The following is a 12,916-nucleotide window of genomic DNA, read 5'->3' on the forward strand; positions in this document are numbered from 1 at the left end:
ATGTGTGGCATCGCAGGCACATACCGGTGGCCGGACGGGAAGGCCGTGACCGACCGGCTCACCGAGACCCTCGCCCACCGCGGTCCGGACGGGGCGGGCCGGTACGGCCACCCCCTCGGTGACGGCGAGGTGCAGCTCGGGCACCGCCGGCTGGCCATCGTCGACCTGTCCGAGACGGGCGCCCAGCCGATGGTCTCGGACGGCCTCGTCCTGACGTACAACGGGGAGCTGTACAACGCGCCCGAACTGCGTGCCGAACTGGCGGCCGCCGGGGTGCGCTTCCGCGGCACCTCCGACACCGAGGTGCTGCTGGAGGCCTGGCGGCGCTGGGGCACGGACTGTCTGCCCCGGCTGCGCGGCATGTTCGCGTTCGGCGTCTTCGACGAGCGCACCGGTGACCTGGTGCTCGCCCGCGACCAGCTCGGCATCAAGCCGCTGTTCCTGATCCGGCGCGGCGAGGGCCTGGTATTCGCCTCCGAGCTGAAGGCGCTGGCCGCCGTGACCGGCGGGTCGCTGGAGGTGGACCACGCGGCGCTGGTGGCCTCGCTGCTGTACTACTGGGTGCCGGACTCGCGGTGCGCGTTCCGTGAGGCGGAGAAGCTGCCGCCGGGGACCTGGCTGCGCTGCCGGGCCGACGGCCGGGTGGAGCGCGGCAGTTACTGGAACCTGCGGGACGTCGCCGCCGAGGGCAGGGAGCGCGCCCGCAGCGGCGAGCTGCCGGATCTGGCGGCCGTCGTCGAGGAGTCGACCCGGCGTCACCTGCTCTCCGACGTGCCGGTGGCGACCTTCCTGTCGGGCGGTCTCGACTCCAGCTACCTGACCGCGCTGGCGGCCCGCGACCGCCCCGGGATCTCCGCCTACACGATCGGGTTCCGCGCCGAGGACGCCAGGTTCGAGGCGATGCCGGACGACCTGCGCTACGCCCGGCAGGTGGCCGAGCGGTTCGGCGTCGACCTGCGGGAGATCGAGATCGCACCGAACGTGCTCGACCTGCTGCCGCGGATGACCTACCACCTGGACGAGCCGATCGGCGACCCCGCCGCGATCAACACGTTCCTGATCTGCCAGGCCGCCCGGGAGGCCGGGGTCAAGGTGATGCTCTCGGGGATGGGCGCCGACGAGCTGTTCGCCGGATACCGCAAGCACCTGGCCAACCTGCTCGCGCTGCGCTACCAGCGTGTCCCGCGGCCCCTGCGGCGCGGCCTGTCCGCGGCCGTGGACCGGCTGCCCGTCGCCTCGGCCCGCCGGGGCTACCGGTCGGTGCGCTTCGCGAAGCGGTTCCTCTCCTTCGCCGACCTGCCGGAGGAGACCGCGTTCCGGCGCAGCTACACCATGTACGACCGCGGCGAGCTGCTCGCCCTGATCGATCCGGACCTGGCGGGGACGGTCGACGACGTGCTGACCGAGCACGCGGACGTCTACCGCGACAACGACCTCGACGACTTCGTCAACCGCATGTGCCTGGGCGACGCCCGGATGTTCCTGCCGGGTCTGAACCTCGCCTACACGGACCGGTCGAGCATGGCCGCGTCGACCGAGGTCCGGGTGCCGTACGTGGACGTCGAGGTGGTCAGGGCGGCGTTCAGCGTGCCCGGCGACCGCAAGATCGTCGGACGGCAGGGCAAGGCCGTCCTCAAGGAGGCGGCCGCCTCGGTCCTGCCCCGGGAGATCGTGTACCGGCCCAAGGGCCTGTTCAGCGCCCCCCTGCGGGCCTGGATGAGCCGCGATCTGGCGCCGCTGGTGCGCGAGGTGGTCAACGACGGCGAGCTCGTCCGCTCGGGTCTCCTGCGCCGCGACGCCCTGGCGCGCATGGTCGCCGAGGACGCCGCCGGACAGCAGGACTTCTCCAAGCATCTGTGGCATGTGCTGACCCTCGAGTACTGGTACCGCGGCGCGACCTCCGGTTCCGGCCAGAACTCTCCCCCGACTGCGTAGAGACAAGAGGACTTCGGGTGAAACAGGTTGTGCAGAACTACAAGAGCGGCGAGCTGGCGCTGCTCGAGGTGCCGGCGCCGGGGTGCAGGCCGCACGGTGTGCTGGTCCGCAGCGCCTACTCGCTGATCTCCACCGGGACCGAGCTCATGAAGGTGTCCGAGGCCGGCATGTCGATGCTGGGCAAGGCCCGCTCCCGGCCGGACCAGGTGGCCAAGGTCGTGCAGAGCGTGGCCACCAACGGGGTGCCCGCCACCTACCGCAAGGTGATGGGCAAGCTGGACTCCTACACGCCGCTGGGCTACTCGCTGTGCGGGGTGGTCGAGCAGGTCGGCGCGGGGATCGACGAGGTGAAGGTCGGCGACCTCGTGGCCTGCGCCGGCAACGAGCACGCGCTGCACGCCGAGCTGAACTGGGTACCGAAGAACCTCTACGCCCGGGTGCCGGACGGCCTCGCGCCGCGGCACGCGGCCTTCGGCACCGTCGGGTCGATCGCGTTGCAGGGCGTGCGCCAGGGCGAGTCGCAGCTCGGCGAAGTGGCGCTCGTCATCGGCCTCGGACTGATCGGGCAGCTGGTGGTGCAGCTGCTGGCCGCCTCGGGAGTCCGCGTCGTCGGGGTCGACCCCGACCCGGCGCGCTGCGAGCTCGCCGAGCGGCTGGGCGCGGCGGCCTGCGGCGATCCCGACTCCTCGGTGGTGGAGAGCGCCGTCGCCGAACTCACCGGCGGTCACGGCGTGGACCAGGTGTACCTGGCCGCCGGCGGCGGCAGCAACCAGCCCGTGGAGCTGGCCGCCCGGATGAGCCGCGACCGCGGCCGGGTGATCGACATCGGCAAGTGCCGTCTGGACCTGCCGTGGAACGCGTACTACGAGAAGGAGCTCGACGTCCGGTTCTCCCGCAGTTACGGCCCCGGGCGCTACGACCCGGAGTACGAGCTGGAGGGGCGGGACTACCCGATCGGCTATGTGCGCTGGACCGAGCGCCGCAACCTGGCGTGCTTCCTCGATCTCCTGGCCCGCGGCCGCGTCGACGTGGAACCCCTGGTCTCCCACGTCGCCGACTTCGACGACGCCGTCGAGACGTATCAGAGCCTGAAGGACGGCGGGCTGAAGGCCGTCGCCGTGCTGTTCCGGTACCCCGGCTCCACGGGGGAAGCGGGGCAAGCGGAGGGAGCGGGGGAAGCGGAGGGAGCGGAGGGAGCGGGACGGACAGGGGAAGCGCGGCAGGCGGAGACGCCGGAGGTGGCCGTGCCCGCGGTGCGGCGCGGTGGCGCGGCGCCCGCCCCGGCCCGGGCCGCCGGGACGCCGGTGCGGCTGGCGTTCGTCGGCGCGGGAAACTACGCGACGTCGATGCTGCTGCCGCACCTGGCGAAGCGTGCGGGCGTCGAGTTGTCCACGGTGGTCACCACGACGGCGCTGTCCGCGGCCAACGCGCAGCGCAAGTTCGGCTTCGCCGGGGCGACCACCGATCTCGACGCCGTGCTCGGCGACGAGTCCGTCGACGCGGTGTTCGTGGTCACCCGCCACAGCTCGCACGCCGAGCTGACCCGGAAAGCGCTGCTGGCCGGCAAGGCGGTGTTCGTGGAGAAGCCGCTGGCGCTCACCGAGGACGAACTGTCCGGTGTGCTCGCGGCGGTGGAGGAGTCCGGCAACGACCGGCTGCAGGTGGGCTTCAACCGCCGGTTCGCGCCACTGCTGCAGGAGGCGAAGAAGCGGTTCGGGGCGCGGAGCGGGCCGGCGAGTCTGCGTTACCTCGTCAACGCGGGCCGTCTGGAGCGCGGCAGCTGGTACCTCCAGCAGGGCGCCGAGGGCTCGCGGTTCGTCGGCGAGGGCGGGCACTTCATCGACACGGCCAGCTGGCTGCTCGACGCCGACCCGGTCTCGGTGTACACCGTCCCGACGCCCGGCAACGAGGACCTGCAGGTGGTGCTGCGCTACCCGGACGGCTCCACCGCCACCGTCAGCTATGTCACCACCGGCTCGTCCGGCTTTCCCAAGGAGACGCTGGACCTGATCGCGGACGGCAGGGTGCTGCGGCTGGACGACTTCGTCCGCGCCTCGGTCCACGGCCGCAAGCGGTGGGTCAGTTCGCGGCTGCCCAAGGCCCGGGACAAGGGTCAGTCCGCCGAACTGGCCGCGTTCGTCAAGGCCGTGCGGACCGGCGGCCCGATGCCGGTGCCGCTGGAGTCGCTGGTCGCCACCACGGCGGCCACCCTCGCCGTGCGGACCGGCCTGAGCAGCGGCGCGCCGGTGACGTTGGCGAGGACGCGATGACCGCGAGCTCGGGGAGTCCGCTGTGGTACCTGCGGCGGCTGTCCCGGATGGGGCCGCGGGAGGTCGGCGGCCGGGCGGTCGACGCGGTGCGCAGGCGGCGGTGGCGCTCGGCGGCGCCGGACGGCCCGAGCGTGAGCGGCGCCCGGTTCACCGCGGTGCTGCCCGCCGGGGCGATCGCCGCGGTGCCGCCGGACGCCGCGAAACGCCTCGTCGCCGAGGCGGACCGGCTGATGGCCGGGCACGCCGAGTACTTCGGGGTGCCCCGCGACGACCTGGCCGACCCGGACTGGTGTCACGACCCGAAGACCGGGCGCCGGGCCCCGCAGGTCTACGCCTTCGACGTGCCGTACCGCGACGAGGAAGCGGTCGGCGACATCAAGCAGATCTGGGAACTGTCCCGGCATCAGTACCTCACCGTGCTCGCCGCCGCCTACGCGGTCACCGGCGACGAGCGCTACGCCGAGCGCGTGGCCGGACACCTGCGGTCGTGGTGGGCGGCCAACGCGCCGCTGCGCGGCGTGCACTGGACCAGCGGCATCGAGCTGGGGATCCGGCTGCTGTCCTGGGTGTGGATCCGCCGGCTGCTCGACGGCTGGCCGGGCGCGGCCGAGCTGTTCGAGGGCAACCCGGTGGCGCACCGGCAGATCTGGCACCACCAGCGCTGGCTTGCGGCCTTCCCGAGCCGGGGGTCCTCGGCGAACAACCACGTCATCGCCGAGACCGCCGGGCAGTCCGCCGCGGCCTGCGCGTTCGACTGGTTCCCCGCCTCGGCGCGCTGGCGGGCCGACGCACTGCGGTCGCTGGAGCGGCAGTTGCGCGCCAACACCTTCCCCTCCGGCCTCAACCGCGAGCTGGCGAGCGAGTACCACGGGCTGGTGCTGGAGCTCGGTCTGGCGGCGGTGGCCGAGGCGGACGCCGCGAACGTGCCGGTCCCCGCGACGCTGCGGCTGGTGCTGCTGCGGATGACCGACGCGCTCGCGGCCGTCGTGGACGACCGGCTGCGGCCGCCGCGCCAGGGGGACGCGGACGACGGGCACGGTCTGGTCGTGGACGGCGCGGGCACCGATCGCTGGGGCTCGCTGCTGGCGACCGGGGAGGCCGTGTTCGGCCGGCTCGCCTGGTGGCCGACGGTGACCGGCACCGATGTGCGCACCCCGCTGCTGGCCGCGCTCGTCCGGCCGTACGCGAAGGAGGGCGCCACGCCGGCGGTGTCCCGCCCGGCGAACCGGCCGGCTCATTTCGCCGACGCCGGCATGACCGTCCTGCGGGGGCCGGACAAGATCTGGTGCCGCTGCGACGGCGGCCCGCACGGATTCCTGTCCATCGCCGCGCACGCCCACGCGGACGCGCTGTCCGTGGAGGTCCGGCACGACGGGATCGACGTGCTGGCCGACCCCGGGACGTTCTGCTACCACGGGCAGCCCGAGTGGCGGCGGTACTTCCGCTCGACCCTCGGCCACAACACCCTGGAGCTGGACGGCGAGGACCAGTCCGTCTCCGGCGGCCCGTTCCTGTGGACCCGGCACGCACGCAGCCGGGTCCTGGTCGCGGACCCCTCCGGGGACGGGGACGGGGGGACGGTCCGCTGGTGCGCCGAGCACGACGGCTACCGGCCCTCCGTGCACCGACGCCGGGTGGAGCTGACGTCCGCGAGCGAGCTGCGGGTGGTCGACGAGGTGCGCGGCCCCCGCCGGGCCGTACGTCTGGCGTTCCACCTGGGGCCGTCGATCACCGCGGACCTGGCGGACGACCGGGCGGCGCTCACCTGGACCCGGGACGGCGAGGACCGCTCCGCGGTGCTCGACCTGCCCGGACAGCTGTCCTGGGGGGCGCACCGCGGGGAGAGCGACCCGCCGCTGGGCTGGTACTCCGCCGGCTTCGGACGCAAGGAACCGGCCACCACCCTGGTCGGCACCGGCTTCACCGACGGCACGGAGGACTTCACCACCGTGCTCGCATTCCACGGTTAGGGAGGGGAGGACGCGTGGGGATCACGTGGCGGCGCCGGGCGCTGTCGGCGGCAGTGCCGGCGCTGGCTCTGCTGGCGGCGACCGGCTGTGACGGCGGCACGACGGACGCGACGCCGAAGCCGACGGCCGCGCCCTCCCCGTCCGCGGCCAGAGTGTGCGCCAAGCCCGCCGCCGGGCCGGCCGCGGCGCCCTCGGGCGCGGTGACGGTCGACCCCGCGGTGCCCGGCGACCTGGCCGCGAAGACCGAGAGCAGTCCCGCGCACACCACCTTCTGGCTGCGGCCGGGCACGCACACCCTCATGTCGGACCGCTACGACCAGGTGATCCCCAAGGAGGGCGACGTCTACGTCGGCGCGCCCGGCGCGGTGCTCGACGGCCGCAAGAGCAACCACTACGCGTTCGGCGGTGACGCCCGCGACGTCGTCATCCGCTATCTGACCGTGCAGAAGTTCGTCGCGCCCCGCGACGAGGGCGTGGTCAACCACGACTCGGCCGACGGCTGGGTGATCGAGCACGCGACGATCCGGGACAACTCGGGGGCCGGACTGATGGCCGGCGCCCGGCAGCAGGTCCGCTCCAGCTGCCTGCGCGACAACGGCCAGTACGGCATGAACGCCTACAAGGAGGGCGGCCGGCTGAAGGGCCTGGTGGTCGAGGGCAACGAGATCGCCGGCAACAACACGGACGACTGGGAGCGCCGGCGGCCGGACTGCGGCTGCAGCGGGGGCGTCAAGTTCTGGGCCGTCGACGGCGCGGACGTACGCGGCAACTGGGTGCACGACAACCGTGGCACCGGGCTGTGGGCGGACACCGACAACAACGACTTCCTCATCGAGGACAACCTGATCGAGGACAACGACGGCGCCGCGCTGATCTACGAGATCAGCTACAACGCGGTCGTCCGCGACAACACGATCCGGCGCAACAACTGGGTCGAGGGCCGCGCTCGCGCGGCCGCCGGCGACACCTTCCCGTTCGCGACCGTCTACCTCTCCGAGTCCGGCGGCGAACCGCGGATCCGGGCCCGCACGGACAAGATCGACGTCTACCGGAACGTGCTGGAGGACAACTGGTCCGGGATCACCCTGTGGGAGAACGCCGACCGGTTCTGCAACAGCCCGGCCAACACCTCCTCCGGTGACTGCACGTTGCTGGTGAAGAACACCGGCCGCTGCGTGCAGCCCGCGATCACCGGGCCCCCGCTGTACTCCGACTGCCGGTGGAAGACCCAGCGGGTGGACGTCCACGACAACCGCTTCGTGCTGGACAAGTCCGTCATGCGCTGCACGGTGATGTGCGACCGGATGGCGGTGCTGTCCAACTACGGCACCTATCCGGACTGGTCGCCCTACCAGGGCGAGCGGGTGGCCGAGGCCATCACCGGCCGGCAGCACAACCGCTGGCACGACAACGTCTACGTCGGACCATGGACCTTCGTCGTCCACGACGCGAGCCGGACCCTCGGCTTCAAGCAGTGGCGGGGCTCGCCGTACCGGCAGGACACGGGCAGCACCCTGCGCGCCGGGGACGGTGGTTGAGATGAGGTCCGCGGACACCCGCACGAACCACACGAACCACAGGTCGAAGATCGTCGGGGCGGTCTGGGGGCTGCTCGTCCTCAACACCCTCGGCTCCGCCGGGGCGGTGACCATCGTCCCGCTGCCCCGCTCGCTCATCCAGATGGTCACCATGGGCTCGCTGGCCGCCGCGTTCGCGCTGGCGCTCCTGGTCAACCCCCGGGTACGCGTGCGGGCCAGCGCCTACGTGTTCCTGCTCACCCTCCTGCTGGTGCCGAGCCTGATCTCCAGCGTGGACCAGGGGGCCGGGTTCGGCGCGCTGTTCCGCTGCGGCCGGCTGGCTCTCTTCGTCGGCACGCTGTGGCTGCTCAGCCGCTGGTGGGACGGCGGCACGACGTTCGTCCGGCACCACATCCGGATGTACTTCGCGGTGCTCGCCTCGGTGGCCGCCGGTCTGGCCGCCTCACCGGGCGCCGCCCTGCCCGACCTCTACGGCGGGCGGCTGGTGGGCGCGTTGTGGCCGCTCACCCCGCCACAGATCGGACAGTACGCCGCGGTGATCATCGGGCTCACCGTGCTGCTTCTCCTGGGCCGCCGGACCGACCGGACCAGCGCGGCGGTGGTCATCGTGCCCTCCCTCGTCCTGCTCGCGCTGACCCATACCCGCACGGCCACGCTCGGCCTGGTCATCGCGCTGGTGCTGGCGATCACCTCCCTGGTCCTGACCAGCGCCGCCGCCCGCCGGGTCTTCTCCTGGGCGGTGCTGTGCGCCGCGGTGGCCGCGGTGGGGTTCAGCTCCGCGCTCCAGGCGTGGTTCCTGCGCGGGCAGAGCCAGGAGAACTTCTCCAGCCTCACCGGCCGGGCCAAGGTCTGGAACGCCCTGCTGGCGGCGCCCCGGACGACCTCGGAGCACCTGTTCGGCACGGGCCTGGGCGACAAGTCGTACGGCGGGCTGCCGATCGACAACAGCTGGCTGGCCGTCTACAACGAACAGGGCGTGACCGGCATCGCCCTGGTCGCGGCGATCATCATCGTGCTGGGCGGCGTCGCGTTGCTGCGGCCGCCGTCGCTGTCGAGGGCCTGCGCGATCTTCCTGATCAGCTACTGCGCGATCGCGTCGTACACCGAGGCCGGGCTGGGCGACGCCTCGCCGTATCTGCTGCATCTGGCCGTGGCCGCCTCGCTGCTGGCCGCGCCCGCCGAGACCGCTCCCCCGTCGACGCCCGAGACCCGTCGACGACCCGCCCCTCGCTGGGCCCGCACATCGGAGGTGACCTGAGCATGCACGTCCTCGTGGTGCACAACCGCTACGCCTCGGCCCAGCCGAGCGGGGAGAACAAGGTCGTCGACCAGGAGACGGCGCTGCTGCGCGAGGCCGGCCACCGGGTCGAGCTGTTCGAGCGGCGCAGCGACGACATCGCCGCCCGGTCCCTGCCGGGCAAGGTCGCCGTGCCGCTGCTGGTGCCGTGGAACCCGGCGGTCCGTAAGGAGCTCGCCGCCCGGCTGCGCGCCGAGCGGCCCGACGTGGTGCACGTCCACAACGTCTTCCCGCTGCTGTCGCCGGCGGTGCTGGCCGCGTGCTCCGACGCCGGCGTGCCCGCCGTCGCCACGCTGCACAACTACACCCAGGTCTGCCCGCCGGGCACGCTGCAGCGCGACGGCCGGCCGTGCACCGAGTGCGTCGGGTCCACGCCGCTGCCCGCCGTGCGGCACGGCTGCTACCGGAACTCCCGGCTGGCGACGGTGCCGCTCGCGGTCGGCCTGGCGGTCAACCGGCGGCGGTGGTGGTCCGGTGTGGAGCGGTTCTTCTGCATCTCCGCGGCGCAGCGCGACGTCCTGGTGCGGTCCGGCATGCCGTCGCAACGGCTGGCGGTGAAGCACAACTTCGTGCCCGACCCGGGCGGCTGCCGGACGGGCGCGGGCGAGCATCTGCTCTATCTGGGCCGGCTCGCGGAGGCCAAGGGCGTGCGGCTGCTCATGGCCGCGTGGGACGAGATCGCCGCCGGGGGCGGTGTCGGCGTACCGCTCGTCATCGCCGGCACGGGGCCGCTGGAGCGGGAGGTGACCGCCTGGGCGGCGGGCCGGGACGACGTGCGCTACGTCGGCCTGTACGACCCGGCGCAGTGCCGGCAGGCCGTCGAGCGGTCGGTCGCCGTGGTGGCGCCCTCGACGTGGCTGGAGGCGTTCGGCCTGGTGGTCGTGGAGGCGATGGCGGCGGGGGTCCCGACCGTCGCCGCCGGTCACGGCGCCTTCGTCGAACTCGTCGAGGACGGGGTGACCGGGCTGCTGCACCGGCCGGGCGAGGCCGCCTCCCTCGCGTCGTGCCTGCGCCGGATCACCGCCGATCCGGCGCGCAACCGGGAGATGGGACAGGCGGCCCGGCGCCGCTATGAGCAGGACTTCAGCCCGGCTGTCGGGCTGGAGCGCCTGGTGGAGGGGTACCGCACCGCGATCGCGGGTCGGTCAGCACTGGCTCGCGGCGGGGACACCCGCGCGGGCAGGGGGGATGGGGACAGCACATGACACGATGCCGACTCTGCGGCTCGGAAGCGATGGCGAGCGTCGTCGATCTCGGGGCGACGCCACCATGCGAGAGCTTTCTCGCCGCGGACCAACTGGACCTGCCCGAGCCGGCGTACCCGCTGCATCTGCGGGTCTGCACCGACTGCTGGCTCGCGCAGATCCCCCCGTTGATCACGCCGGAGGAGACGTTCACTCAGTACGCGTACTTCTCCTCCTACTCGACCTCCTGGGTGGAGCACGCGCGCACCTTCGTCGCCGACTCCGTGCAACGGCTGGGCCTGGGCGCCGACGCCTTCGTGGTCGAGGTCGCGAGCAACGACGGGTACCTGCTGAAGCACGTGAGGGACCGCGGTATCCGCTGCCTCGGCGTCGAACCCTCGGTGAACGTCGGCGCGGCGGCGCGGGAAGCGGGCGTGCCCACGCTCACGGCGTTCCTGGACCCGGCCACCGGCGCCGGCGTCCGCGCCGAGCACGGCCCGGCGGACCTGGTCGTGGCCAACAACGTGTACGCGCACATCCCCGACGTGGTCGGGTTCACCCGGGGGCTGCGCGCCCTGGTCGCCGACGACGGCTGGGTCTCCGTCGAGGTGCAGCACCTGCTGACCCTGATCGAGGAGAACCAGTACGACACGATCTACCACGAGCACTTCCAGTACTACACGGTCGCCTCCGCGATCCGGGCGCTGGAGAGCGGCGGGCTCGCGCTGGTGGACGTCGAGCTGCTGCCCACGCACGGCGGCTCCATCCGGCTGTGGGCCAGGCCGGCCGAGGCGGCGGGCGAGCCCACCGCGCGGGTGACCGACGTGCTGGCCCGGGAGAAGGCCGCCGGGCTGCAGGAGCTGTCCGGGTACACCGAGTTCTCCGCGCGGGTGGCCAAGGTGCGCCGGGACCTGCTGCGGTTCCTCGTCGAGGCGGCCGAGCGCGGTGAGACGGTCGTCGGCTACGGCGCCCCGGGCAAGGGCAACACCCTGCTCAACCACTGCGGCATCCGGCCCGACCTGCTCCCGTACACGGTCGACCGCAACCCCTACAAGCACGGCAGGTTCACCCCGGGCACCCGCATCCCGATCCTGCCGCCCGAGCAGATCGCCGCCGACAAGCCGGACTACGTCCTCGTCCTCCCGTGGAACCTGCGGGCGGAGCTGGTCGAGCAGCTGTCCTTCGTGCACGAATGGGGCGGCCGGCTGGTCTTCCCCATACCGGAACTGAGCATCGTCGAGGTCGCCTCATGAAGGTCGTACTGTTCTGCGGCGGATACGGGATGCGGATGCGCAACGGCGCCGCCGACGACGTTCCCAAGCCGATGGCGATGGTCGGCCCGCGACCGCTGATCTGGCACGTCATGCGCTACTACGCGCACTTCGGGCACACGGAGTTCATCCTGTGCCTCGGCTACGGGGCCCACCACATCAAGGACTTCTTCCTCAACTACGAGGAGACGACGTCCAACGACTTCGTGCTGCGCGGCGGACGGACCGAGCTGCTGTCCACCGACATCTCGGACTGGACCGTCACGTTCGTGCAGACCGGCGTCGAGTCGCCGATCGGGGAGCGGCTGCGCCGGGTGCGGCACCACCTGGACGGCGACGAGATGTTCCTCGCCAACTACGCCGACGTCCTCACCGACGCCCCGCTGCCCGAGATGATCGACCGGTTCGCCCGGCGCGACGCGGGGGCGTCGATGATGGTGGTGCCGCCGCAGTCGTCGTTCCACTGCGTGGAGTTGGGCGAGGACGGCCTGGTGGGGGGCATCACCGCGGTGAGCGAACTGCCGCTGTGGGAGAACGGCGGCTACTTCGTGCTCCGCCAGGAGATCTTCGACCACATCCCGGAGAACGGGGACCTGGTCGCCGACGGATGCGCCCGACTGGCCAAGCAGGGGCGGCTGGTGGCGCACCGGCACCGCGGCTTCTGGAAGCCGACCGACACCGTGAAGGAGCGGGCGGCGCTGGACGAGGCCTACGCGCGGGGCGACCGGCCGTGGGCCGTGTGGGAACGCGACGGCGCGCGGGCGGGCGCGACCGGCGGCCTGAGCGGCTCGGGAGCGACGGCGTGATCCGGCTCGGGGCCGGGCGCCCGGACCGGGTCGTCGCGGTGGGCGCGCACTGCGACGACATCGCCATCGGCGCGGGCGGCACGCTGCTGACGCTGTGCCAGGCGCGGCCGGGCGTCCGCGTCGACGCGCTGGTCCTGTCCGGCGGCGGCAGCGAGCGCGAGCAGGAGGAGCAGGCCGCGCTCGCCGCGTTCTGCCCGGGCGCCGACCTGCGGCTGACCGTGCACAAGCTGCCGGACGGCCGGCTGCCCGCGTACTGGGAGGAGGCCAAGGCCGCGGTCGAGGAGCTGCGCGAGCGGACCGACCCGGATCTCGTCCTCGCCCCGCGCACCGACGACGCGCACCAGGACCACCGCGGCCTGGCGAAGCTGATGCCCACCGCGTTCCGCGACCATCTGGTGCTCGGCTACGAGATCGTCAAGTGGGACGGCGACCTCGGCCGCCCGACGGCGTACCAGCCGCTGTCGGACGAGGTCGCCGAGCGGAAGGTGCGGCTGCTGCAGGAGCACTACCCCTCGCAGCGGAACCGGCCCTGGTACGACCGGGAGGCCTTCCTCGGTCTTGCCCGGATCCGCGGAATCGAATGCCACGCGCGCTACGCCGAGGCGTTCGCCGTCACCAAACTCACTCTCGACCTGGGGGAATGAA

The 12,916-nt window shown here is 72.8% G+C and carries 9 protein-coding genes; all 9 read left to right on the forward strand.

Features of this window, described 5'->3' with window-relative positions; all coding sequences use genetic code 11:
• From asnB to Sri02f_RS37425, 9 genes are read left to right on the forward strand one after another with little or no spacing between them, the layout of a single operon-like run.
• On the forward strand, positions 1–1,935 hold the full coding sequence (gene asnB, locus Sri02f_RS37385) for an asparagine synthase (glutamine-hydrolyzing) (RefSeq protein ID WP_109005765.1): 1,935 nt from the start codon (positions 1–3) through the stop codon (positions 1,933–1,935).
• Positions 1,936–1,952: 17 nt separating this feature from the next.
• Positions 1,953–4,205, forward strand: coding sequence for a bi-domain-containing oxidoreductase (locus tag Sri02f_RS37390; RefSeq protein WP_109005766.1), 2,253 nt, complete (start codon positions 1,953–1,955; stop codon positions 4,203–4,205).
• Positions 4,202–6,175: a heparinase II/III family protein gene (locus Sri02f_RS37395; RefSeq protein WP_109005767.1), complete on the forward strand. Its 1,974-nt coding sequence runs from the start codon at positions 4,202–4,204 to the stop codon at positions 6,173–6,175. Before Sri02f_RS37390 ends, Sri02f_RS37395 begins: the two co-directional genes overlap by 4 nt.
• A gap of 14 nt (positions 6,176–6,189) precedes the next feature.
• Positions 6,190–7,713 carry a right-handed parallel beta-helix repeat-containing protein gene (locus tag Sri02f_RS37400; protein WP_109005768.1) on the forward strand — a complete coding sequence of 508 codons (1,524 nt, stop codon included), beginning with the start codon at positions 6,190–6,192 and terminating at the stop codon, positions 7,711–7,713.
• Between the two features lies 1 nt (position 7,714).
• The gene (locus Sri02f_RS37405) at positions 7,715–8,971 is read left to right on the forward strand and encodes an O-antigen ligase family protein (protein ID WP_109005769.1); all 1,257 of its coding nucleotides are present in this window, start codon (positions 7,715–7,717) and stop codon (positions 8,969–8,971) included.
• A gap of 2 nt (positions 8,972–8,973) precedes the next feature.
• Positions 8,974–10,215, forward strand: a complete 1,242-nt coding sequence (locus tag Sri02f_RS37410; protein ID WP_109005770.1) for a glycosyltransferase — start codon at positions 8,974–8,976, stop codon at positions 10,213–10,215.
• The gene (locus tag Sri02f_RS37415; protein ID WP_109005771.1) at positions 10,212–11,447 is read left to right on the forward strand and encodes a class I SAM-dependent methyltransferase; all 1,236 of its coding nucleotides are present in this window, start codon (positions 10,212–10,214) and stop codon (positions 11,445–11,447) included. Before Sri02f_RS37410 ends, Sri02f_RS37415 begins: the two co-directional genes overlap by 4 nt.
• The gene (locus Sri02f_RS37420) at positions 11,444–12,271 is read left to right on the forward strand and encodes a glycosyltransferase family protein (protein WP_109005772.1); all 828 of its coding nucleotides are present in this window, start codon (positions 11,444–11,446) and stop codon (positions 12,269–12,271) included. Before Sri02f_RS37415 ends, Sri02f_RS37420 begins: the two co-directional genes overlap by 4 nt.
• Positions 12,268–12,915, forward strand: coding sequence for a PIG-L deacetylase family protein (locus Sri02f_RS37425; protein ID WP_109005883.1), 648 nt, complete (start codon positions 12,268–12,270; stop codon positions 12,913–12,915). Before Sri02f_RS37420 ends, Sri02f_RS37425 begins: the two co-directional genes overlap by 4 nt.
• The last annotated feature ends 1 nt before the right edge of the window (position 12,916 follow it).

This window comes from Streptomyces rishiriensis, from assembly GCF_003112535.1.
Lineage (GTDB): Bacteria > Actinomycetota > Actinomycetes > Streptomycetales > Streptomycetaceae > Streptomyces > Streptomyces rishiriensis.

Excerpts from the sequence above, each read along its gene's own strand:
- Sri02f_RS37410 (WP_109005770.1), top strand. The coding sequence starts at position 8,974 with ATGCACGTCCTCGTGGTGCACAACCGCTACGCCTCGGCCCAGCCGAGC.
- Sri02f_RS37415 (WP_109005771.1), top strand. The coding sequence starts at position 10,212 with ATGACACGATGCCGACTCTGCGGCTCGGAAGCGATGGCGAGCGTCGTC.
- Sri02f_RS37395 (WP_109005767.1), top strand. The coding sequence starts at position 4,202 with ATGACCGCGAGCTCGGGGAGTCCGCTGTGGTACCTGCGGCGGCTGTCC.
- Sri02f_RS37405 (WP_109005769.1), top strand. The coding sequence starts at position 7,715 with ATGAGGTCCGCGGACACCCGCACGAACCACACGAACCACAGGTCGAAG.
- Sri02f_RS37420 (WP_109005772.1), top strand. The coding sequence starts at position 11,444 with ATGAAGGTCGTACTGTTCTGCGGCGGATACGGGATGCGGATGCGCAAC.
- asnB (WP_109005765.1), top strand. The coding sequence starts at position 1 with ATGTGTGGCATCGCAGGCACATACCGGTGGCCGGACGGGAAGGCCGTG.